Annotated in this window: 21 protein-coding genes; 11 read left to right on the top strand and 10 right to left on the bottom strand. The window is 62.4% G+C overall.

Features of this window, described 5'->3' with window-relative positions; genetic code table 11:
• Positions 1-3: 3 nt before the first annotated feature.
• Positions 4-1776, bottom strand: coding sequence for a M4 family metallopeptidase (locus tag J9893_RS12950; protein WP_049636653.1), 1773 nt, complete (start codon positions 1774-1776; stop codon positions 4-6).
• Positions 1777-2126: 350 nt separating this feature from the next.
• Here J9893_RS12950 and J9893_RS12945 point away from each other — a divergent pair, with 350 nt between their 5' ends.
• The 8 genes from J9893_RS12945 (at position 2127) to putP (ending at position 11022) form a co-directional block, all read left to right on the top strand.
• The gene (locus J9893_RS12945; protein ID WP_048206978.1) at positions 2127-2681 is read left to right on the top strand and encodes a GNAT family protein; all 555 of its coding nucleotides are present in this window, start codon (positions 2127-2129) and stop codon (positions 2679-2681) included.
• A gap of 37 nt (positions 2682-2718) precedes the next feature.
• A complete protein-coding gene (locus J9893_RS12940; RefSeq protein WP_052815911.1) occupies positions 2719-3273 on the top strand; it encodes a GNAT family N-acetyltransferase in 555 nt (184 codons plus the stop codon).
• 175 nt (positions 3274-3448) lie between these two features.
• Complete coding sequence (locus tag J9893_RS12935; RefSeq protein ID WP_010675527.1) at positions 3449-4555, top strand: 1-acyl-sn-glycerol-3-phosphate acyltransferase; 1107 nt, start codon at positions 3449-3451, stop codon at positions 4553-4555.
• Between the two features lie 310 nt (positions 4556-4865).
• Positions 4866-5336, top strand: coding sequence for a YhcH/YjgK/YiaL family protein (locus tag J9893_RS12930; RefSeq protein WP_052815909.1), 471 nt, complete (start codon positions 4866-4868; stop codon positions 5334-5336).
• A 218-nt stretch (positions 5337-5554) separates the two neighbouring features.
• The gene (locus tag J9893_RS12925) at positions 5555-6754 is read left to right on the top strand and encodes an acetate kinase (RefSeq protein ID WP_069652036.1); all 1200 of its coding nucleotides are present in this window, start codon (positions 5555-5557) and stop codon (positions 6752-6754) included.
• A 131-nt stretch (positions 6755-6885) separates the two neighbouring features.
• Entirely contained in the window at positions 6886-8127 is a 1242-nt protein-coding gene (locus tag J9893_RS12920) for a mechanosensitive ion channel domain-containing protein (RefSeq protein ID WP_052815905.1), read from the top strand.
• 185 nt (positions 8128-8312) lie between these two features.
• Complete coding sequence (locus J9893_RS12915) at positions 8313-9239, top strand: L,D-transpeptidase family protein (RefSeq protein ID WP_052815902.1); 927 nt, start codon at positions 8313-8315, stop codon at positions 9237-9239.
• Between the two features lie 274 nt (positions 9240-9513).
• A complete protein-coding gene (gene putP / locus J9893_RS12910; protein WP_045525661.1) occupies positions 9514-11022 on the top strand; it encodes a sodium/proline symporter PutP in 1509 nt (502 codons plus the stop codon).
• A 125-nt stretch (positions 11023-11147) separates the two neighbouring features.
• Here putP and J9893_RS12905 read toward each other — a convergent pair whose 3' ends face one another.
• The 4 genes from J9893_RS12905 to J9893_RS12890 form a co-directional block, all read right to left on the bottom strand.
• The gene (locus J9893_RS12905; RefSeq protein ID WP_052815900.1) at positions 11148-11699 is read right to left on the bottom strand and encodes an NAD(P)H-dependent oxidoreductase; all 552 of its coding nucleotides are present in this window, start codon (positions 11697-11699) and stop codon (positions 11148-11150) included.
• A 54-nt stretch (positions 11700-11753) separates the two neighbouring features.
• Positions 11754-12185 (bottom strand): MerR family transcriptional regulator, encoded by a 432-nt coding sequence (locus tag J9893_RS12900; protein WP_052815914.1) that lies wholly within the window; start codon positions 12183-12185, stop codon positions 11754-11756.
• Between the two features lie 1270 nt (positions 12186-13455).
• Entirely contained in the window at positions 13456-14049 is a 594-nt protein-coding gene (locus J9893_RS12895) for an MliC family protein (protein WP_052815285.1), read from the bottom strand.
• Between the two features lie 110 nt (positions 14050-14159).
• Positions 14160-14528, bottom strand: coding sequence for a DUF2061 domain-containing protein (locus tag J9893_RS12890; RefSeq protein ID WP_010675518.1), 369 nt, complete (start codon positions 14526-14528; stop codon positions 14160-14162).
• Positions 14529-14708: 180 nt separating this feature from the next.
• Here J9893_RS12890 and J9893_RS12885 point away from each other — a divergent pair, with 180 nt between their 5' ends.
• Entirely contained in the window at positions 14709-14915 is a 207-nt protein-coding gene (locus J9893_RS12885; RefSeq protein ID WP_052815284.1) for a hypothetical protein, read from the top strand.
• A 98-nt stretch (positions 14916-15013) separates the two neighbouring features.
• Here the strand turns inward: J9893_RS12885 and J9893_RS12880 are convergent, their stop codons facing one another.
• The gene (locus J9893_RS12880) at positions 15014-15610 is read right to left on the bottom strand and encodes an NAD(P)H-dependent oxidoreductase (RefSeq protein WP_052815283.1); all 597 of its coding nucleotides are present in this window, start codon (positions 15608-15610) and stop codon (positions 15014-15016) included.
• Between the two features lie 109 nt (positions 15611-15719).
• Here J9893_RS12880 and J9893_RS12875 point away from each other — a divergent pair, with 109 nt between their 5' ends.
• Positions 15720-16649, top strand: coding sequence for a LysR family transcriptional regulator (locus J9893_RS12875; RefSeq protein WP_103859254.1), 930 nt, complete (start codon positions 15720-15722; stop codon positions 16647-16649).
• A gap of 50 nt (positions 16650-16699) precedes the next feature.
• Here J9893_RS12875 and rlmJ read toward each other — a convergent pair whose 3' ends face one another.
• From rlmJ to J9893_RS12860, 3 genes are read right to left on the bottom strand one after another with little or no spacing between them, the layout of a single operon-like run.
• Positions 16700-17554 (bottom strand): 23S rRNA (adenine(2030)-N(6))-methyltransferase RlmJ, encoded by an 855-nt coding sequence (gene rlmJ, locus J9893_RS12870; protein WP_052815281.1) that lies wholly within the window; start codon positions 17552-17554, stop codon positions 16700-16702.
• Positions 17548-18009, bottom strand: coding sequence for a DUF2390 domain-containing protein (locus tag J9893_RS12865; RefSeq protein WP_052815280.1), 462 nt, complete (start codon positions 18007-18009; stop codon positions 17548-17550). The genes rlmJ and J9893_RS12865 overlap by 7 nt, the downstream gene beginning before the upstream one ends.
• On the bottom strand, positions 18002-19912 hold the full coding sequence (locus J9893_RS12860) for an ABC transporter ATP-binding protein (protein ID WP_042879860.1): 1911 nt from the start codon (positions 19910-19912) through the stop codon (positions 18002-18004). Before J9893_RS12860 ends, J9893_RS12865 begins: the two co-directional genes overlap by 8 nt.
• Positions 19913-20059: 147 nt before the next feature.
• On the opposite strand from J9893_RS12860, the gene J9893_RS12855 reads away from it, so the two are divergent.
• Positions 20060-20470, top strand: coding sequence for a CBS domain-containing protein (locus J9893_RS12855; protein ID WP_041212425.1), 411 nt, complete (start codon positions 20060-20062; stop codon positions 20468-20470).
• A gap of 288 nt (positions 20471-20758) precedes the next feature.
• Here the strand turns inward: J9893_RS12855 and tnpA are convergent, their stop codons facing one another.
• Positions 20759-21118 carry an IS200/IS605 family transposase gene (gene tnpA, locus J9893_RS12850; RefSeq protein ID WP_210621921.1) on the bottom strand — a complete coding sequence of 120 codons (360 nt, stop codon included), beginning with the start codon at positions 21116-21118 and terminating at the stop codon, positions 20759-20761.
• Between the last annotated feature and the right edge of the window lie 227 nt (positions 21119-21345).

Below are 21345 nucleotides of genomic sequence, written 5' to 3'. Positions count from 1 at the left end.
GACTCAGTAGCTGGCCTTGAGGGTGACGCCGGAGAAGGCGCTGAACCCGCTCAGCTGCACGTGCCAGGTCCCCGCCTTGGGGGCGTTCAGGGTACAGGTTTCGGCATTGCCGCTCTTGTAGGGGCGGCAGTCATAGCTGCTGGCGGTCGGCGCGCTGCCGAACTTCACGTAGAGATCCGCATCCCCGCTGCCGCCGCTGCTGGTCACCACCAGCTGGCTTCTGCCGGCGGGCACCTCGACGGTGAAGTTCAGCTTGCCCCCCTTGGCGGCGGTGAGATTGCTCACCGGTACCCCGTTTTGCAGCACGCTGCCCGGTTGGGGCGTGGTGCCGCCGCAGGTGGCATTGACCCCGACGGCGGTGAAGGCGGCTGCCACGTCGCTCACGCTGTAGCCGAGATCCGTGGCGGCCCTGGTCACCCCGCACGCCCCCTGATCGAAGGTGGTGTTGGGGCCCCAGTAGAGGCGGTTGGCCAGCACGAACACCTCGAACGCCTTGCGGGTTTGCCAGCCGCTGGTGTTGGCCAGCAGGTAGAAGGCGCGGTTGTAGACCCCGGAACTGTGGTGCACGTCGATGCCGTCATAGTAATCGCTGGCGTGGCCGATGGACTTGCCGTCCCGGGCCGGGTCCTCGAAGTAGCGCAAGGAGCCGTTGCCCTTGAAGATCTGGGCCCCCACCAGCCAGTCGTTGCTGCCCTTCATGTAGTATTCGGCCGCTTCCCCCGCCATGTCGGAGAAGGCCTCGTTGATGCCGCCGGACTGACCGGAGTAGACCAGTCCTGAGTTCTGCTCGGTGAAGCCATGGCTCACCTCGTGGGCCGCCACATCCAGGCTCACCAGCGGATAGAAGGTGGTGGCCCCGTCGCCGAAGGTCATCTGGCTGCCGTCCCAGAAGGCGTTCTCGTAGTTGCGGCTGTAGTGCACCCGCATCTTGAGCTTGAAGCTCAGCGGCGCCGTGTTGTACCAGTTGCGGTACATGTCGAACACCACGTTGCCGAAGTAGTGGGCATCGTTGAGAGGGGAATAGGCACCGTTGATCTCCTTGACCGTGTTCTCCGGGCAGGTGAACTGGTGGATGGTGCCCCCCGTGGTGCCGTGATTCATGTTGAGGGTGTCCACGTTGGTCCCCGTCATGCGGCAGTTGTCATCCACCTGAAGGGGACCAAAGTCGGCGCCGTAGAAATACTTGCCGGTCTTGACGTTGCCCCCCGGGCCGGTAGCGTCCTTGTGGTTGATCCCCTCCCAGCGTTTGAGCTCGCTGCCGGTCTGGGCGTCGATCATCACGAAGGGGCGGCTCGGTTCCTTGCTGGCGGCAAGCCAGGAGACCAGATAGACCAGTCTGGCCTGGCCGGTCTCATCCTGCATCACGAACAGCTTGACCTGTTCGTTGCTCCCCTTGGCACCGCTGCGAGCCTGGCGTGCGGCGTCGCTGGCGGAGAGGGCAACGGCCGGGCCCGTCAGGTCGGCATCGATCTTGCGCAGCATGGTGCCGGACACCTGATTGACCTGGCCCCCCAGCGCCTGATCGGCCACCAGGACCTGGCCCCACACCGGAATCCCCTGCCAGGTCTGCTCATAGCGTATCCGCTGCTGGCCATTGGGCAGCGTCACCGCCCGCACCTTGCGAAACTCGCCATCCCCGGCGCCAAGGGCGCCAATCTTGGCGGCGCCACTCACCGCACCGGCCAGGTCCGAGACCTGGTTCACTTCCACCTGTTCTGCCGCCATGGCGGCGCTTCCCCAGCAGGCCAGCATGACGGCCAAATAGACTTTGTTCATCTCGTCTTTCCTTAGTCGATGAAGATTACACGCCGGGTCCGTTGCCCGGCGCTCTTACACTAGTGGGAAGGGGGAAAATAACGGCCTGTCATTTGTCACAGGGCAGCGAAAACAGGTAGCACGATTCACTTTTACAGCGCCAATCATCCACAAATACTGGTAATGGCAGCATGTTGAACCGCTGCGAGGGGTGATTGATGACCTGGGGGCAAGGTGCCCGCATGGGGATCGCCATATGGGGGTTGCCAGCGGGGAAGCCGGTTGAAAAGTCCTTGGCAAACAAGGGATTGATTGACTACATTGGCTCCCATGACGGCAGGTGGCCGGAGCGGAACCGGGGAGGAGTGGCGATGTTTTCATGGCAACTGGATGACGAGCTGGCGCTCCTGTTCCTGCAACCCGACATGGCCAGCGAGCTGTTTCGCCTCTGCCAGCGCAACCGCGATTACCTCTCCCAGTGGCTGCCCTGGGTGCCCCACATCCAGCAGCCCGCCGACAGCGCCACCTTCATTCGCCACTCCATCGAGAAGTTTGCCCGGGGGGAGGGGCTGACCACGGCCATCGAGTATCAGGGGGAGGTGGTCGGCGTCATCGGTTACAACCAGATCGATCAGGATCTCAGCAAGGTGACCATCGGCTACTGGCTGGCGGAGCGCTGGCAGGGGCACGGCATCATCACCCGGGCCTGCCAGGCCTTGATCCATCACGCCTTCGAGGAGATGGGGATGGAGAAGGTAGAGATCAGCGCCGCCCTCGAGAACGAGGCGAGCCGGGCCGTGTGCGAGCGGCTGGGAATGACCCAGGAGGGGATCACCCGGCGGGCGGAGCGGCTGGCGGACAGGGTGGTGGATCATGTGCACTACGGCCTGCTGCGGGACGAGTGGCTGAGGCTGAGGGATCTCTGATGACCTTCCTGTCCGCTTCCAACCTCCTGAGGGTGAGATGACGACGCTGCCACACATTGCCACCCCCCGTACCCGGCTGACCGTGCTGACCCCGGAGCGGGCCTGCCTGATGGTGGATTTCTATCTGCGCAATCGCGCCCACCTGTCCCCCTGGGAGCCCAAGCGGGAGGAGAGCTTCTACACCCTGGCTCACTGGCAGACCCGCTTGCGCGACGGTTACGGCCACTATTTCGAGGGCAGTGCCGTGCAACTGGTGGCGCTCGATCCCAGGGGGGAGCGGGTGCTCGCCACCTGCAATTTCACGAACATTGTGATGGGCATGTTCAAGGCGTGCCACCTGGGCTATGCCATCGACAAGGAGCATGAGGGGCAGGGCCTGATGCAGGAGGTGGTGGCCGCCGGCATCGATCACCTGTTCCGGGAGCTGGGCCTGCATCGCATCATGGCCAGCTACATGCCCGCGAACCTGCGAAGCGGCGCGCTCCTCGAACGGCTGGGGTTCGAGCAGGAGGGGTACGCTCGGGACTATCTGATGATCAACGGCCGCTGGGAGGACCACGTCCTCACCGCGCTCATCAACCCCGCTGGCTAGCAGAGCCGTTGTCGAAAGGGGGGGCTGGCGGGTGACCGCCATCGCTTTTTCACTGCAAGATCGCACTATCTGTACGCCTCTCATACCCCTGGGGATAAAAGCGTGTAAAATTGCGCCCTGAATTTTCCCGGCCGGCAGACGCAGGCCGCGACTCCATACATGCAAGGCAGACATTGTGACAGAAGTAGATAGATTCGCGGACATTCGCCCCTATCGCGATGAAGAAGTACCGGCTGCCATCGAGCGGCTGATCCAGGATGACGAGTTTATCGGCGCCATCGCCAAATACCGCTTCGGTTCCCTGATGAGCTGGCTGGGTTGGGCCATTCGCCCGCTGATCCGCCAGTTCCTGCGCCACAAGTGGGCCAAGGTCAGCACCATCCATCAGGTACAGATGGGGGTGACCCGCTACATGACCCGGATGATCGCCACCTCCACCCAGGGGGTGAGCTTCTCCGGGCTCGAACACCTCAAGAAGGAGCAGGGCTACCTGTTCGTCTCCAACCACAGGGACATCGCCATGGATCCGGCGTTCGTCAACTGGGGGCTGCACACCCACGGGTTCGATACCGTGCGCATCGCCATCGGCGACAACCTGCTGCGCAAGCCCTGCGCCACCGAGCTGATGAAGCTCAACAAGAGCTTCATCGTCAAGCGCTCCGCCAAGGGGCCGCGGGAGATGATGAAGGCCCTCGGCGAGCTGTCGGCCTACATCGGCCAGTCGGTGCACGAGGGGCACTCCATCTGGATCGCCCAGAAGGAGGGGCGCGCCAAGGACGGGGATGACAAGACCGATCCGGCCATCCTCAAGATGTTCTACGTGGACGGCAAGAAGCAGAAGATCGAGTTCGTCGACTACATGCGCAGCCTCAACATCGTGCCGGTGAGCATCAGCTACGAGCTGGATCCCACCGACAAGGCCAAGGCGCGCGAGCTCTACGAGAAGTCGGTCAACGGCAGCTACGAGAAGGGCGAATTCGAGGACATCGAGAGTATCGTCGCGGGCATCGTCGGCCAGAAGGGGCGGGTACATGTCTCCTTCGGCGCCCCCATCACCGAGGGCTTCAGCGATCCAGACGAGCTGGCGGCGCTCATCGACAAGGCGATCTGGAGCAGCTATCGCCTCTTCCCAGGCAACTACCTCGCGGCGGATGTGCCCGGCAAGGCCAGCACCATAGAGCAGAGTGCCTTCCTGACTCGTCAGTCCGAGGTGCCACAAGAGCACAAGGCCATCTGGCGCGCCATGTACGCCAAGCCGGTGGAAAACGCCGGCAAGGTTTGAATGGCACCGCTTTTGAGCGGGTGATGGAAAAAAAACGGGAGCAGATGCTCCCGTTTTTGCGTCTGGTCAAAGTCGGGGGAGATTGGGTAGTGAATAATATTGTTTCAACTGGTACGATCATCGGGTAAATGGGCGAGTATCTCTTGGCAGGGGCGGACGAGTATGCAACAGTGACTCGGCGCCATCGGCTAGGAAGCGACAGCGCCCCCGTCTGCACGGATGGCAGACGAGACGATAAAAGGACCTTCAATGGTCCTTTTTCATTGGTGCACAAAGATAGACCACAGATATATCTAAGGATGCGAACCTCATGATCACCGGCAGTCTGGATACCTTGCAACGCACCCCCTTGCCCGCCCCCCTGAACCGTATCGTGGCCGAGGTGGTGCAAAGCGTCGAACGCTGGCTGCACGCCCCCCTCGGCAAGCAGGAGGTCGACGGCCTCATGCTGTTCTGCCTGGTGAGCGAGGATTTGACAGAGCCGGTGGTGGATCGCCGGGGCGAGTTTCATGAGCAGTATCTGGACATCCAGCTGCTGCTGCGCGGCGAGGAGTGGATCGGCGTGGGCCCTCACGCCTACAGCCGGGACGGTGCCGACCATCCTCACCCCGATCTCTGGTTCGTCGATGACGAGCAGACCAGTTATCTGGCGTTGCAGCCCGGCGACTTCGCCATCTTCTGGCCGGGAGAACTGCATCGCCCCCTCTGTACCCTGACGACCCCAGGTCCGGTCAAGAAGCTGGTCGTCAAGGTTCACCAGTCGCTGCTGACCGGCGCCTGAGTGGCATTCGGGGCCTGGAGTCCCGAGTGATTGGGCCAACAGAGGCCCGTTGCGAATCGCTGATTCGACGCGCGCGCCAGACGAACGGTCTGCGCCCAACGATTTGAAAAATTGGACGCACCCTCCTGCGACCATAAGCCCCCGGCAGGGGAATCCCATCCATCGCTGGATGACACGACACTGTCGGCGTAAAGCCGAAGCACAGGAAGATGTAGAACATGAGCAAGTTGGTATTGATCCTTAACTGCGGTAGCTCTTCCCTGAAATTTGCCGTAATGGACGCTGAAACGGGCGAGGACATGCTGTCCGGCCTGGCCGAATGCTTCAATCTGGATGACGCACGTATCAAATGGAAACTCCACGGGGTCAAGGGCGACGCCATGCTGGGCGCCGGTGCCGCGCACCAGGAAGCCCTCGACCACATCGTGGGCCACATCCTGCCCCAGGATCCCGCCCTGGCCGATCAGCTGGTCGCCATCGGCCATCGCATCGTGCACGGCGGCGAGCAGTTCTCCCGTTCCGTTCGCATCGATGAGGGCGTGATCGCCGGCATCGAGGCCGCCATTCCGTTTGCCCCCCTGCACAACCCGGCGCACCTCATCGGCATCCGTGCCGCCCTCAAGGTGTTCCCGGCCCTGGCCGACAAGAACGTGGCCGTGTTTGACACCGCCTTCCACCAGACCCTGCCAGAGGAAGCCTACCTCTACGCGCTGCCCTACAAACTCTATCGCGAGAACGGCATCCGTCGTTACGGCGCCCACGGCACCTCCCACCGCTTCATCGCCGAAGAGACCGCCAAGGCGCTGGGCAAACCGCTCCATGAGCTCAACATCATCAACTGCCACCTGGGCAACGGTGCCTCCGTCTGCGCCATCAAGAACGGCGAGTCCGTCGACACCTCCATGGGGCTGACCCCGCTGGAAGGGCTGGCGATGGGCACCCGCTCCGGTGACATCGACCCTGCCATCGTCTTCTTCATGCACGACAACCTGGGTTACAGCGTGGACAAGATCAACCAGGTGCTGACCCGCGAATCCGGCCTGCTGGGCATGACCGAGGAGAGCAGCGACTGCCGCTACGTCACCGGCAACTACGCCACCGACGCCGGTGCCAAGCGTGCGCTGGATGTCTTCACCTATCGCGTTGCCAAGTACGTCGGTGCCTATGCTGCCGCCATGGATGGTCGCCTGGACGCCCTGGTGTTCACCGGCGGCATCGGCGAGAACGCCGCCATGGTGCGCGAGATGGTGCTGGCCCGACTGGCCCTGCTCGGCTTCAAGATCGACAAGGAGGCCAACAGCGCCGCCGTGCTGGGCGGTGAAGGCCCCATCACCGTCGAAGGCAGCCGTCTGGCCCTGGTGATGCCCACCAACGAAGAGCTGGTGATCGCTCGTGATGCCCTGAGCCTGGTCGGCTAAGGCACCCTCTGGTGATGACAACGCCCGGCCCCTGCCGGGCGTTGTCGTTTCGGCAATAGTGATCGGCCTGTCATTTGACATGGGGGACCAGATGCGTACCCTGACCGCTGTGTGATATTGCGGAGGTAACGATGAAAGAGATGTTTTTCAACTGGTTGTCAGGTCTGGGGGTCGATGTGACCCCCATGATGGCCCTGGTGATCGCCCTGGGGTTCATCGTGCTGACCGCCATGGTGCTGCACCTGGTGCTGCACCGCATCCTGCTGGTGCGCCTGGTGGGGCTGCTTGGCAAGACCAAGCAGATGTGGCTGCCGCCCCAGTTGCAGCAACGCCTCTTTTACCGGCTCGCCTTCGTGTTCCAGGGCGCCGTGCTGCTCGGTCAGGCGGAGATCTGGCTGCCCAAAGCGTCCGAGAGCCTGGCGCTTATCGAGTTGCTGGCCCAGCTCTGGATCCTGCTGTTCCTGCTGCTGGCCCTGTTCGCCCTGCTCGACTGCCTGCTCTCCCTGAGCCGGTATACCCGGCTTGGGCGGGATCTGCCCCTGCGCGGCATCTTCCAGGGGGTGAAACTGGTGGCCAGCATCCTGGTGGGCATCCTGATGATCGCCCTGCTGCTCGGCAAGTCGCCCCTCTTCCTGTTCAGCGGCCTGGGGGCCATGACCGCGGTCCTGATGCTGGTGTTCAAGGACCCCATCCTCGGCCTGGTGGCGGGTATCCAGCTCTCCGCCAACCGCATGCTGAGCGTCGGTGACTGGCTGCAGATGGACAAGTACGGGGCGGACGGCGAGGTGACCGACATCGGCCTCACCACGGTCAAGGTGTCGAACTGGGACAAGACCATCACCACCATCCCCACCTATGCCCTCATCTCCGACTCCTTCAAGAACTGGCAGGGGATGACCGAATCCGGCGGGCGCCGCATCAAGCGCAGCGTCAACATCGACATGACCAGCGTGCGCTTCCTCACCTCGCAGGAGCAGTTGCAGCTCAAGCAGGCCAGGTTGCTGGCACCCTACCTCAGCCGCAAGGAGCAGGAGCTCAGCAGCTACAACCAGCAGCTCAGCGATGCCATCAGCTGCCCCATCAATGGTCGCCACCTCACCAACCTCGGCACCCTGCGCGCCTATCTGGACGCCTACCTGCGGGCCCATGCGGGCATTCGCAAGGACATGACCCTGATGGTGCGCCAGTTGGCACCGACCACGGACGGCCTGCCGCTGGAGATCTACTGCTTCACGGCGACCACCGCCTGGGCCGAGTATGAAGGGATACAGGCTGATATTTTCGACCACATATTTGCGATAATTGAGCAATTCCATCTACGTTTGCATCAGTCGCCAACCGGTTATGACATGCACAGTTGGAAAAACGGCTGATCCCGCTTATGACAAGGTGCCGCGGCGCGGCGCGGCACCGTATTTAATCACCGACCCGTCAGCACGTGGCGGTTGAAATTTGCATGGCAGAGGAGAAAAATGGCGGCCTTCTCTTCGCCCCGGGCGCGCCCGTCGCCTCCGCGCTGGCCAGAGTGCTGAACCACCCCCTTTATCACAGGAAAGTTATGAAGCTCCTCCACAACACGGCGGCCGCACTGTGCTGCTCCCTGATCCTGGCCGCCATGCCCGCCCTCGCCATCGAATATGCCCTGCCCGCAGCCAACAGCCGCCTGGTGGGGGAGAACCTGGACTACGTGGTGTCCCCGGAAGAGGCGGGCCAACCCCTGGAAGCGGCAGCGGCCAGATTCCAGCTCGGCTTGACCAACATGCTGGAAGCCAACCCCAAGGCGGACCCCCTGCTGCTGCAGGCGGGCGAGAAGCTGGTCGTGCCGCATCAGCTGATCCTGCCGGATGCCCCCCGTGAAGGCATCGTGCTGAACGTCGCCGAGATGCGCCTCTACTACTACCCCAGAGGCAAGAAGGTGGTGGAAGTGCTGCCGATTGGCATCGGCCAGCTCGGCACCGACACCCCGGAAGACTGGGTGACCAGCGTGCAGCGCAAGAAGGCGGGCCCGACCTGGACCCCGACCGCGAAGATGCACGCCGAGTACGCCGCCCGTGGCGAGACCCTGCCTGCTGTCTGGCCGGCCGGTCCGGACAACCCCATGGGGCTGTTCGCGCTCTACATCGGCAAGATGTACGCCATCCACGGTACCAACGCCCAGTTCGGCATCGGCCTGCGGGTGAGCCACGGCTGCGTGCGTCTGCGCAACGACGACATCGAGTACCTGTTCAAGCAGGTCCCGGTCGGTACCCGCGTCCAGTTCGTGAACCAGCCCATCAAGGCCTCTGTCGAGCCGGATGGCCGCCGCTACCTGGAAGTGCACCAGCCCCTCTCGCGCAACCAGGAGGAGTTCAACTCCAGCCTGCCGGCCCCGCTGCCCATGTCCACCGCCGTGACCCGCTTCATCGCCCACGCGGACAGCGACTCCCAGCTGGTCAAGCAGGCCCTGGAGCAGCGCAGCGGCATGCCTATCGCCATCAACCGCTGATCCCGCCCGTCGGTATTCCGAGCCCCGGCCACTGTCGGGGCTTTTTTATGGCGCGGGGGAGGGAATCATCAGGGTAAACCCTTGGCAGGTCGGGATAAAATCCGGCCTTATTGCAATTGAGTGGTTGCTTGGTTAGGTGTTAAACGTTTTCCATGTGTTTTTTATTTGTTAAAAGTGGTTGTGGTCCGGCGATCTGCTGATTACTCTAGGCCGGTTTTTTTAAGGAAGAGTCCGTCGCAAGAACGGGCACAGACGTCACATAACGGAGTTTTGAATGACAGCTAGCACCCCCATGCTCATCACCTTTCTGGTGTACATCCTCGGGATGGTGTTGATCGGCTTTATCGCCTATCGCGCCACCCGTAACTTTGACGACTACATTCTCGGCGGCCGCCGCATGGGGAGCTGGGTGACCGCCCTCTCCGCCGGTGCCTCCGACATGAGTGGCTGGCTCCTGATGGGCCTGCCTGGCGCCGTCTTCATCGGCGGCATCTCCGAGAGCTGGATCGCCATCGGCCTCATCATCGGCGCCTACTTCAACTGGCGCTGGGTGGCCGGTCGGCTGCGGGTTCACACCGAGAAGAACCGCAACGCCCTGACCCTGCCGGACTACTTCACCTACCGCTTCGAAGACAAGAGCCGGGTGCTGCGCATCCTCTCCGCCCTGGTGATCCTGCTGTTCTTCACCATCTACTGCGCCTCCGGCGTGGTGGCCGGTGCCCGCCTGTTCGAGAGCACCTTCGGCATGAGCTATGACACCGCCCTCTGGATCGGTGCCGCGGCCACCATCACCTACACCTTCTTCGGCGGCTTCCTCGCGGTAAGCTGGACCGACACCGTGCAGGCGACCCTGATGATCTTCGCCCTCATCCTGACTCCTGTGTTCGTCATCATCGCCGTGGGCGGCATCGACACCGCCATGGTGCAGGTGGCGGCGCAGAACGCCAGCAATCTCGACATGTTCAAGAACCTGGACTTCATCGCCATCATCTCTCTGATGGCCTGGGGCCTGGGCTACTTCGGCCAGCCCCACATCCTGGCGCGCTTCATGGCGGCGGACTCCCACCACTCCATGGCCAGCGCCCGTCGCATCAGCATGACCTGGATGGTGCTGTGCCTGGGTGGCGCCGTGGCCATCGGTTTCTTCGGCCTGGCCTACTTCTCCACCTTCACCGAGCAGGCGGGTGGCGTGACCGCCAACCCGGAGCGCGTCTTCATCGAGCTCTCCAAGATCCTGTTCAACCCCTGGATTGCCGGCGTGCTGCTCTCCGCCATCCTGGCGGCGGTCATGAGTACCCTCAGTTGCCAGCTGCTGGTCTGCTCCAGCGCCATCACCGAGGATCTCTACAAGCCCTTCCTGCGCAAGAACGCCTCCCAGAAAGAGCTGGTGTGGGTCGGCCGCGCCATGGTGCTGCTGATCGCCCTGGTGGCCATCGCCGTCGCCACCAACCCGGAAAACCGGGTGCTGGGGCTGGTGAGCTACGCCTGGGCCGGTTTCGGTGCCGCCTTCGGCCCCGTGGTGCTGCTCTCCGTGCTCTGGTCCCGCATGACCCGCAACGGCGCCCTGGCGGGCATGCTGGTCGGTGCCCTGACCGTCATCATCTGGAAGCAGTTCGGCTGGCTGGGTCTGTACGAAATCATCCCGGGCTTCCTGTTTGCCACCCTGGCCATCGTGCTGTTCAGCCTGTTGGACAAGGCCCCCTCCAAGGCCATGCAGGATCGCTTCGCAGAAGCCGAGCAGGAGTTCCAGAGCCCCATGGCAGACGCCATCGCGGCAAAATAACCCCCGCCTCGACGACAAAAGCCCCGCAACTGCGGGGCTTTTTAATGGGCAAAACATGCCCATGGCAGGGATTAGGCGGGGCGCCTGCCCAGCCGCTGCACATCCTGGCGGGCGGCGGCCCCGGCCTAGCTGAGCCAGCGCTGGCGGGCCCCCTCATCCGAGGTGTGGACGGGCCCCAGATGCTGGCGGTGGGTCAGCCGGATACCGCACAGCCCCAGCACCGGCTTGTCCAGGGTGCGATCCAGGGGGGCTCCCTGCCACCAGCGGTAATACCAGGGGGGGCTGTCCATGGTGAGCAGCAGGCGTGCCGTCTTGCCGGCGAGCAACTGCTCCGGGTACGCCTTCCCCGGCTGGTAGCGAAAGGCGAAACCCGGCAGCAGGGTGCGATCCAGCAGCCCCTTGAGCCGGGCTGGCAGGTGGCCCCACCAGACGGGGGCGACGATCACCAGATGGTGGGCCTGCGTCAGGCTCTGCTGCACCGACTGCAGATCGGGCTCGAGGGGCTGCACCTCGTCATAGCCATGGTGAAGATCCGGCGCGAAGGCGAGCTCCCCCACGTGATGCAGGGTGACGCGCGCGCCCCCTTGCTCGGCACTGCGGGCATACTCTCGGGCGAGGGCGTGGCAGAGGCTGTCGGGTTTGGGGTTGCCGTTGAGAACAAGCAGGTTGGGGGTCATGGTATGGCTCCTTGAAGTGAGCCCCCATTACACCCCTTGTCCCATGGGACAGAGTCAAGCCACCTTTTGACCCCGAGCCGCGGCGGCGGGATGATCCCGCCCGTCGGGGGATTGCCGCGCCGGGGCGCCATAGCGGCAGGGGTGCTGCGCCAGCAGCGTGGCGCACTGGCTCAAGCCCTGATGCTGGCGTTGCAGCCGGGCGACCTCCGCCGCGATCTGCGCCAGCTTGTCCGCGATAAGCTGCTCCACCTTCTGCCAGGGGAAGTGGTCGAGGCTGGTGACGCCCGCGAGCAGGGGAACCAGCTCCCCGAGCTTGCAGCCAAGCCGCTGGGCCTCGCGGATAAAGCCGACCCACTCCAGATCCTCGGCCCGGTAGACGCGATACTTGCCGCGCCGCCTGGGCTCGGGCAGCAGCCCGAGCTGCTCGTAGAGACGGACCGCCTTTGGGGTGGTGCCCGCCAGCCGGGCAAATTCACCGATATACATACTGCTGCTCGCAAAGGTGGTGTGAAAGGAGCCCACTATAGGTCAGTGGCAGGGGGGATTGAATACCCGAGGGGGAGGGCGCCATCGGTGCAGTGTGGGGAGGATAACGATGTGGAGCTGTGACGGCATCGCCGCATCCCTGACACGGCGCAGGGGCGGGATATGGCTTTGCCCTCGACGGGGTTTCGCCCGCTCTTCGGGCCGGGGAGAGTGACATTGGAAAGACCCAAAGCCACCAAAGGTCTTCTCCCCCGGCAAGCCGTCCGTTTCGCGGATTCCCTCGCCTACTTCATCGGGTCGGACGGAGCACCGCACACGGCACATCCCTGTGCCGCCTGCGGCTGCGCCGTCATCCATGACGGCGCTCCTGACCAGCTAAACTCGGCTCGGCGGCTTGCAGGGGGAAATACCCTGCCTGTCTGCGGCGAAGGAGGTTGGTGTCAGGTGATAACTAGATCTGTACACACCGCCTTATTAATCATCATCCCAACCTGCCCGTCCATCACAAAACTCACACCCAGACCACATAGTACCTTCAGACAGATTTGTAGATTCATCATTGCACCATTCGCATACTCCATAACTGTCTGTAACTGTGAAACACTCGGTGCACAAAAACTCGTTTGTACCCACCTCAACGACAGTTTCGTAACTGCAACATTCGCCACAATTAATGGGGAATGGATAATCTCCGCCATCTTTGACTGCTAGGGAAAGTGCGAACAAGTATCCCAAGAACAAAAAATGAAAATTTTAGTCATTTAATATCAATGGGTTACCAGTAAATGCTCTCGTGCCATATGACTTATTCGCACCTTCCTTAGAAGTAACATTTAAATCAATGGATTACCTGCCTACCTCTGAAGCAGACTGTATTCGCTTGACCTCTTCTTTTTGCACAACCATTACGACGGTATAGAAAAGCAGTGTGACCTTGGTCATGACAAACGCCGGCATGGCTACCGCCCTGAATTACAGCCTCCAGTCTGCTGCACGTTACCTGCGAGAGGGTTGGCATGGCTCATGGGAGACTCCGACGAGGCGTATGTTGCCAATTGGCTATATTAACGGCCCGCGAGCGAAGGGGAAGGAGGAAATGGCGAATTGCCGGGCAAGATCAACAAATGGAGGCAAGCCCGAAAGCCTGGCGTCCGGGCTGGATTGGCGAGAGAGGGCTGGGCATAGGTAAAAGGGAGCGAGTGGCCACCAACTGGTGACCCTCTTGCTGCCTGTACGGGAGTGGTTGCCCGGCCCTTGGCCGGGCGGGGGATCAGTTGCCCGGGATCTCGCTGCAGTTGAGGGTGGGCTGACCGTAGCGCTCCAGCATGGCGTCGCTCCCCTTGGTCCAGAGGGTGAGGTTTTGCCCCTCGTACCGGGCGCCGCTGGCGCTGGGGGTCTCATAGGCGAGCACCTGCTGCTGGTCGTTCCCCTCGCTCAAATTGATCATGGCGGCGGGCCGCTTGGCCTCGTTGTAGAAGTAGGTGGAGAGGGTGAGGCTCTTGCCGCACTGGTAATCAATCGGCGTCGGCACCCTCAGTTGGCCGCCTTTTATCTGCAACTCGGTGATCCGCAACTGGTAGCTCTCTTCCACGCACTGGCGCAGGTCGCCCGCCTTCCAGCAGTCGTTGCGCCCCTTGATCCAGCCGCGCTGGATGGCGCGCTCGCTCTTCTGCTGCTCGGGGGAGAACCCGGCAATCGCCTTGGGATAGAGGGCTGACAGCTCGTTATCCAGCGCAGCCAGTCCGGCATCCTTGCAAATGAGGGTTTCGGCGGCGCCTTTCGCCTTGGCGCACTCGAAGGACGGGGTGGCCGCCGCGGCCAGCAGAGGGGAAAACAGCAGGGTTCCAAGCAAGATCTTGTTCATCGACAGGGCTCCAACAGGGGGCGTGATGCCCCGTGATCAGAGCACACTTTACACCCGAAGGAGGCAGGAGCACCCCGTGTTTTTGGGTGCCGGGCGGCCCTGCATGGCAATCAGACGCCGGCCAGCGCCAAGGTCTGGCGGCTGCGCCACAGCCGCTCGTGGAAGAAGAAGACGACGGTGTTGATGGCAGGTTCGATCAGTGCCATCACGCCGCCGGTGAGCAGCTCGCCACTCAGCAGGTAGGCGACACCGAAGGCCACCGAGAAGTGGACCAGGGCGAAGCTGCTGGTCTTGGCCTGCAGGCTGTGCTCAGGCTTGAGCTTGTGCCAGCCAAGGTCGTGGAAGTAGAAGGCGACCGTGTTCACGGCGGGCTCGATGAGGGCGATCAGGCTGGCGGTGAGCAGTTCGCCGGTCAGCAGGTAAGCCACGGTGAAGGCGACACAAAAGTGCAGGATGGCGAAGCTGATGGTCTTTTTCATGGTGGTGTCTCCTCTGGCGATGAAGGCAGTATCACCCAGAATCTCATCAAATGAAAACCATTCTCATCTATCAGCGAAATAGAAAATGCCTATCGACCGGGGGAGGCACCACCAGATTGGGAGTTGCCCGGGACCGCAACGGCGCTAGAGTGTGCCTTTTGCCATGAAAAAGGAGCTTTCATGACCATCAACTCCAACCTGTTTGTTCTCTTCATGCTGCTGATGATGATCGTTGTCGGTGTGGTGGCCTGGCGACTGGCCCGGCGCAAGAGCCGCCACCCGGGGCTTGTCACCTTCCTGTGCGTGCTGCTCTGCCTGGTGCCGCCCTTTGCCCTGCTGGCGCTGCTCATTCTGGCGCTCTGGCGGGATATGCCCGTCAGGGCCTGATGTTTGCCTGCACGTGAAAGCCCCTTGCGGGGCTTTTTTACTTGGAATGTCCCGCGCAGCAGGTGGCCGGTTGGAAGGGGCAAGATCGGGTGATGGCCCTACCTGCCTAGGTCAGCGATCCGAGCATGGGCCTCGCGCATCCCCTGCTCCGCCCCGTGGGGGCGCAGATCCATCCCCTCTGCGTAGACGAAGTCCACCGGGATGCCCATCAGGCCGAGCACGGATTGGAGGTAGGGGGTGACCGCATCCGTCGTCTGTCCCTGATGCACGCCGCCGCGGCTACTGAACACCAGGGCGTTGACCCCCTCCACCAGCCCCATGGGGTAGGTGTCGGTGTAACGGAAAGTCACCCCGGCCCGTGCCACCAGATCGAACCAGTTCTTGAGGGGGGTCGGTACATTGAGGTTGTACATGGGGGCGCCGATCAGCAGCAGGTCGGTGGCCTTGAGTTCGGCAATCAGCCGATCCGACAGCGCCACCGCCTGCCGGATGGCCTCATTGGCCGGTTCAGCCCCGCGCAGGGCGTGAAACAACGGGCTGTCGAGGACGGGCAAGTCGAGGGCGGTCAGATCACGCACCACCACCTGGTCCTGATGGCCCTGCTCCCGGCGTGTTTGCAGGAAGCGCTCCATCAACTGGTTGGTGCGGGATGCGGGGCCGTTGAGGCTGGATTGCAGCAGCAGGATCTGGCTCATGAGGGAAACTCCATCTGAAACGTGTGAAGAATGAAGGGAGCTTACCAGTCATTTTTTTCCGCAGTGCTGATAGTATTTCGCCATATTGGTTCCAAAAGGTATGCAATAGATGGCAAACACGCTCAACGGCATCGATCTCTTCGCCACCGTGGTGGAGGCGGGCAGCTTCGCCCAGGCGGCGGAGCGGCTTCACCTCACCCGCTCGGCGGTGGGCAAGGGGGTGGCGCGGCTGGAGCTGCGTCTCGGCGTGCAACTGTTTCATCGCACCACCCGCAGCCAGAGCCTGACCGAGGAGGGGGCGCTCTTCTATCGCCACTGCCTGCGGGCGCTGGAGGAGGTGCGTCTTGGGGAAGCGGCGCTGGCCAGCAACAAGCTCACCCTCAACGGCAGATTGAAGGTCTCCATGCCGGTGCTGTTCGGCCAGCAGTGCGTGGCCCCCATTTTGCTGGCGCTGGCGAAGGCGCATCCCGGGCTGGCCCTGGAGCTGTCGTTCAGCGATCGCAAGGTGGATCTGGTGGAGGAGGGGATGGATCTGGTGATCCGCAACGCAGAGCCGCCGGACAGCCTGGATCTGGCGGCGCGCAGGCTCGGGGAGCACGGCATGACGCTTTGCGCCTCGCCCGCCTATCTGGCCGAGCGGGGGGAACCTGTGACCCTGGCCGAGTTACCGGAGCACGAGTGCATTGCCTATCTGCGCCAGGGGCGGGTGCTGTCGTGGTGGTGGCAGGAGGCCGAGGCATGGCGCGAAGTCCAGCCCAGAGGGCGGTTGCAGATGGACGATCTCAACGCCATCACCCAGGCGGCCATCGCGGGCTTTGGTCTCGCCTGGCTGCCGACCTGGCTGGCGCGGCCCCACCTTGAGCGGGGCGAGCTGCGCGAGCTGCTGGCCCGATTGCCGGGTCGGCGCTATCCCATCAACGCCCTCTGGCCCCATGGTCCGCATCTGCCCCTCAAGACCCGGCTTGCCATCGACTGGCTGGCGAGCCGCCTGTCCGAGCAGCTGGCCAGCGTGAACGTGCCGGGTCATCAGCCCCAATGAAAAAGGGCCTGCTGTGACAGGCCCTTTTTCATTTTCTGTGGTTCCGAGGGTCAGGCTTCGGCCTTGTTCAGCCACTCCACCCTGTACTGGGCGCCGGCGCCCTGGGCCAGCCTGGCGCACAGGGGTTTCAAGAAGGCCTCGATCTGCTCGTCCAGCATCCAGGGGGGGCTGACGATGAGCATGCCGGAGCCGTTCATGCCCCAATCGCTGGTCTGGCCGGCCACTTCCAGCTCGGCCACCAGGACGTTGCCGAAGTTCTCGCGCTTGATCGCTTTGAGCATGTCGCGGGACTTGTCCGCCTCTTGCCCGAGGATGGGATACCAGAGGGCGTAGATGCCGGTGGCCCAGAGCTTTTGCGCTTTTTTAAGGGTATCGACCACGGCGAAGTAATCTTCCTTCAGCTCATAGGGGGGGTCGATGAGCACCAGGCCGCGGCGCGGGGTGGGGGGCAGCAGGGCAACCAGCCCTTCGAAGCCGTCGCGATGGTGGACGGCGACGCGGGGGTCGTACCCCATGTTGGCGCGAAGATCCTCCACCTCGTTGTTGTGCAGCTCCATCAGCGCCAGCTTGTCCTGATCGCGGATAAGGCGGCGGGAGAGCTCCGGCGAGCCGGGGTAGTAGTGCAGCTGGCCATCGCTGTTCATCTCCTCGATGACACCCAGATAGGGGGCCATGGCAGACCACTGGGCCCGTTCATCCCACAGGCGTTTGATCCCGTCGGCGTATTCCGCCTTCTTCTGGGACCAGTCGCCGCGCAGGTCGTAGAGACCGCCACCGGCATGGGTGTCTAGCACGATGAAGGGTTTCTCCTTCTTCTTGAGGGACTCGATGATCAGGGCCTGGACGGCGTGTTTGAGCACATCGGCGTGGTTGCCGGCGTGAAAGGCGTGGCGGTAGCTCAGCATATGAGATCTCTGAGGGGGCCCTGCTGGGCACCCAGTAACGATAGATAGTGAAACAGGTTGCGGCTGTCGCCGCGAAACAGGGCGAGGGTGCGCAGGGTCTGCAGCAAGACCCCCTGTTGCAGCCGCTCCAGCTCCAGTTCGTGGGCCAGCATGGTCTGGTACTCCTCGGTTCCCACCCGTGACTTGGCCTGCTGGCGCAGGGTGCGCCAGGGGAGCAGCACCGCCTCGGTCTGTACCAGGGCCGGTTGCAAGTCCGTGAGGTCGACCGGGATCCGGAGCAGGTCGAGGTGGTGCAGCAGGAGTGCCAGGTTGACGTTGCCCCCCATGCTTTGCACGTGGAGCCAGTCCTGGCTGCGCTGGCCATAGGCGCCCGTGCTCCATGTCCAGAACTCGGAAGGGGTGGGCAGGGCGTCGGGGCTGACCCGCTCGCTGGCCATCAAGGCTTCATCACGCAAAGAAGGCCTGCTCCATGGTTTCCAGCTCTTCAGAGAGGCTCATCCACTCCAGCTCGACGTGCTCCAGCTCCTCCTTGAGGGGGCCCTGGGACTTGAGCAGCTCGGAGAGCTTGCCCTTGGCACTCTCTTCATAGATGGCGGGATCGGCGAGCTGCTCTTCCACCGCGGCCAGCTTGGCCTGCAGCTTCTCCATGCTGGTTTCGAGCTTCTCCAGCTTCTGGCGCAGCGGCCGGGTCGCTTGCCGGAACTGGGCTTCGAGGCGCTTCTGATCCTTGCGCGCCACCGCCGAGTTGGCGGAGACAGTGCCATCTGCCGGCTTGGCATTGGCCTCTTTCTCCTGCTCGCCGAGCCACTTGTGGTAGTCGTCGAGATCCCCATCGAAGGGCTCGACCCGGCCGCCGTGGACCAGATAGAAGTCATCCGTGGTGGTGCGCAGCAGATGACGGTCGTGAGAGACCACCACCATGGCCCCCTCGAACCCTTGCAGGGCCATGGTCAGGGCGTGGCGCATCTCCAGATCCAGGTGGTTGGTCGGTTCATCCAGCAGCAGCAGGTTGGGCTTTTGCCAGGTGATGAGGGCCAGCACCAGACGCGCTTTCTCACCGCCGGAGAAGGGGGCCACCTTGTCGAGCACCTTGTCGCCGTGAAAACCGAAGCTGCCGAGGTAGTTGCGAAGCTCCTGTTCGGTCTTGTCCGGGGCCAGGCGCACCAGGTGATCGAGGGGGCTGTCATCGAGGCGCAGGGTTTCGAGCTGATGCTGGGCGAAGTAGCCGATGCTCACCCCGGCGCTCACCTCCAGCTTGCCCGACAGCGGCGGGTTGCTACCGGAGAGCATCTTGATGAAGGTGGACTTGCCGGCGCCGTTGCGACCGAGCAGGCCGATGCGCGACCCCGGCACCAGGTTGAGCTTGATCTTCTCGAGGATCACCTTGTCACCGTAACCGGCGCACAGGTTCTCCATGGCGATGAGGGGAGTCGGCAGGGCCGAGGGCTCGCGAAACTCGAAGCTGAATTCGGAGTCGGCGTGGGCGGGCAGGATCTTCTCCATCCGCTCCATGGCTTTGAGCCGGCTTTGGGCCTGACGGGCCTTGGAGGCCTTGTAGCGGAAGCGATCCACATAGGATTGCATGTGGGCCATCTCCCGCTGCTGCTTCTCGTACATGGACTGCTGCTGGGCCAGGTGCTCGGCCCGTTGCAGTTCGAAGTCGGAGTAGCCGCCGCTGTATTCGTTGAGCTTGCCGTTCTCGATATGGATGATGCGATTCACCACGGAATCGAGGAAGTCGCGGTCGTGAGAAATGAGCACCAGCGTGCCCTGATAGCCCTTGAGCCACTTCTCCAGCCAGATGACGGCGTCGAGATCCAGGTGGTTGGTCGGTTCATCCAGCAGCAGCAGATCGGAGCGGCAGAGCAGCGCCTGGGCCAGGTTCAGGCGCATACGCCAGCCACCGGAGAAGCTTCTGACCGGCGAGTCGAGCTGATCGCCGCCAAAACCCAGACCGTGCAGCAGCTCGGCGGCACGGGCGCGAATGCTGTAGGCACCTATGGTATCGAGCTTGCCGTGCAGCTCGGCCACCAGCAGACCGTTGTCATCCGCCTCGGCCCGGGCGAGCTCGGCTTCCAGGGCGCGGAACTCCTTGTCGCCGTCGATCACGTACTCCAGGGCGGAGCAGTCCAGCGCCGGGGTCTCCTGGGCCACGCCGGCAATCTGCCAGCCGGCGGGCAGGCTGAAGCTGCCGTTGTCGATGGCCAGCTCGCCCCGTACCAGCGCAAAGAAGGTGGACTTGCCACAGCCGTTCTTGCCCACCAGGCCCACCTTGTGGCCGGGGTGTATGGTGGCGGACGCGTTGTCCAGCAGCGTGCGGCCGCCGCGGATCAGTTCGATTTGACTGGCAACTATCATGGATGGGTCTGCTTGGCTCGATTGAAGGAGAGAAACTGGCGCGGATCTTACGTGAAATGACACAAATTTGCACTTGAGGGCGGGGGGGATGGCTGCCGCCGGAAAAACGTGTCATAACAGAGACATCTGGGGGGCAGGAGGCTGACCATGTTGATTAAAGAGATCATGACGACCCGGGTCGCGACCGTTTCCATGGATGACAGGCTGAGCGTCATCAAGGAGATCTTCGAGCAGGCCCATTTCCGCCACCTCCTGGTGGTGGAGGAAGAGAAGCTGGTGGGGGTCATCTCGGACCGGGATCTGCTGCGTGCCATCAGCCCCTATCTGGACACGGATGCCGAGATGAACCGGGACACCGAGACCCTCAACCGGCGCGCCCACCAGATCATGAGCCGTGAACCCATCACCGTCTCCCCCGAACGCTCCCTGAAAGAGGCCGCCGGCCTCATGCTGGAGCACCAGATCTCCTGTCTGCCTGTGCTGGAAAACGGCGCCCTGGTGGGCATAGTGAGCTGGAAGGACCTGCTGAGGGTCATGCGCGGCTGGCAGCCGGTCTGACAGGGCGGGGAACATAAGCGGGGAGTCCGTGTCGCCCGGCAGGGCTTCCCTGCTTCTTGCTTTGCTGAAACATTAAACTGCATTCATCAAATCTTTCAGTTCACTTGTGTTGCAAAAATGATTTTTATGGTCATAAATTCTGCCAGTGTCATTTCATGTGACACTATATGTCGCAGCGTCAGCTCGAATTGATGCTTTTATAATTAATCGTTCGCCGCTTCAGTTCCCATCTTAAATACGAAAGGGGACTCCCTCCGACGTAGGTGGGAGGGGAATTTCGCCGGGGCGTCAGCCCCGCTGGTTTTGAATGTATTGCTTGATCACCTCCAACGGTGCTCCGCCGCAAGAGCCCGCAAAGTAAGAGCGTGACCAGAGTACGGGTTTGCTGTAAGCACCTCTCAAGTCCAGAAATTCATTACGCAGTCGCCTTGATGTGACCGCCTTTAACGAGTTCACCAGTACCGATAGCTGTACCGTTGGCGCGTACTCTATCAGCATGTGAACATGATCAGCCTCTCCGTCACACTCTTTCAGTTCCGCACCAAAATCTCTGCAAACCTCTGCCGCACACTGACTGAAGGAAGCGTGATGCAGATCCCCCAATATCGGCTTTCGATACTTGGTGATAAACACCAAATGTACGTGCAAAGCGTAGGCCGCATGGCGTTATTTATTAATTTTAGTGAATTGCATTCTGTCACTCAATCGGGCTTAATAGATATGGCAATGATGCTACACACTGAGCGCTAAATGCAAATTCTGAAAGCCTACAAATTCCGACTCGAACCGACCGAACAACAAGCGCAACGCCTGCGCCAGTTGGGCGGTTGTGCTCGTTATGTCTGGAATCACGGGCTGGCAGAAACCAAACGCAT

Origin of the sequence: Aeromonas sp. MaB10011B (assembly GCF_017939325.1) — a bacterium.
Classification (GTDB): domain Bacteria; phylum Pseudomonadota; class Gammaproteobacteria; order Enterobacterales; family Aeromonadaceae; genus Aeromonas; species Aeromonas caviae.
Note: the sequence above shows the minus strand (reverse complement) of the source record. Positions and strands in the feature narration are given on the sequence as shown.

Bases quoted from the DNA above. Each gene is read 5' to 3' on its own strand.
- J9893_RS12890 (WP_010675518.1), bottom strand. From the start codon at position 14,528: ATGAAAAAGACCATCAGCTTCGCCATCCTGCACTTTTGTGTCGCCTTC.
- J9893_RS12900 (WP_052815914.1), bottom strand. From the start codon at position 12,185: ATGTATATCGGTGAATTTGCCCGGCTGGCGGGCACCACCCCAAAGGCG.
- J9893_RS12940 (WP_052815911.1), top strand. From the start codon at position 2,719: ATGACGACGCTGCCACACATTGCCACCCCCCGTACCCGGCTGACCGTG.
- J9893_RS12895 (WP_052815285.1), bottom strand. From the start codon at position 14,049: ATGAACAAGATCTTGCTTGGAACCCTGCTGTTTTCCCCTCTGCTGGCC.
- J9893_RS12915 (WP_052815902.1), top strand. From the start codon at position 8,313: ATGAAGCTCCTCCACAACACGGCGGCCGCACTGTGCTGCTCCCTGATC.
- J9893_RS12925 (WP_069652036.1), top strand. From the start codon at position 5,555: ATGAGCAAGTTGGTATTGATCCTTAACTGCGGTAGCTCTTCCCTGAAA.
- putP (WP_045525661.1), top strand. From the start codon at position 9,514: ATGACAGCTAGCACCCCCATGCTCATCACCTTTCTGGTGTACATCCTC.
- rlmJ (WP_052815281.1), bottom strand. From the start codon at position 17,554: ATGCTGAGCTACCGCCACGCCTTTCACGCCGGCAACCACGCCGATGTG.
- J9893_RS12855 (WP_041212425.1), top strand. From the start codon at position 20,060: ATGTTGATTAAAGAGATCATGACGACCCGGGTCGCGACCGTTTCCATG.
- J9893_RS12860 (WP_042879860.1), bottom strand. From the start codon at position 19,912: ATGATAGTTGCCAGTCAAATCGAACTGATCCGCGGCGGCCGCACGCTG.
- J9893_RS12950 (WP_049636653.1), bottom strand. From the start codon at position 1,776: ATGAACAAAGTCTATTTGGCCGTCATGCTGGCCTGCTGGGGAAGCGCC.
- J9893_RS12875 (WP_103859254.1), top strand. From the start codon at position 15,720: ATGGCAAACACGCTCAACGGCATCGATCTCTTCGCCACCGTGGTGGAG.
- J9893_RS12945 (WP_048206978.1), top strand. From the start codon at position 2,127: ATGTTTTCATGGCAACTGGATGACGAGCTGGCGCTCCTGTTCCTGCAA.
- J9893_RS12905 (WP_052815900.1), bottom strand. From the start codon at position 11,699: ATGACCCCCAACCTGCTTGTTCTCAACGGCAACCCCAAACCCGACAGC.
- J9893_RS12930 (WP_052815909.1), top strand. From the start codon at position 4,866: ATGATCACCGGCAGTCTGGATACCTTGCAACGCACCCCCTTGCCCGCC.
- J9893_RS12880 (WP_052815283.1), bottom strand. From the start codon at position 15,610: ATGAGCCAGATCCTGCTGCTGCAATCCAGCCTCAACGGCCCCGCATCC.
- J9893_RS12885 (WP_052815284.1), top strand. From the start codon at position 14,709: ATGACCATCAACTCCAACCTGTTTGTTCTCTTCATGCTGCTGATGATG.
- J9893_RS12920 (WP_052815905.1), top strand. From the start codon at position 6,886: ATGAAAGAGATGTTTTTCAACTGGTTGTCAGGTCTGGGGGTCGATGTG.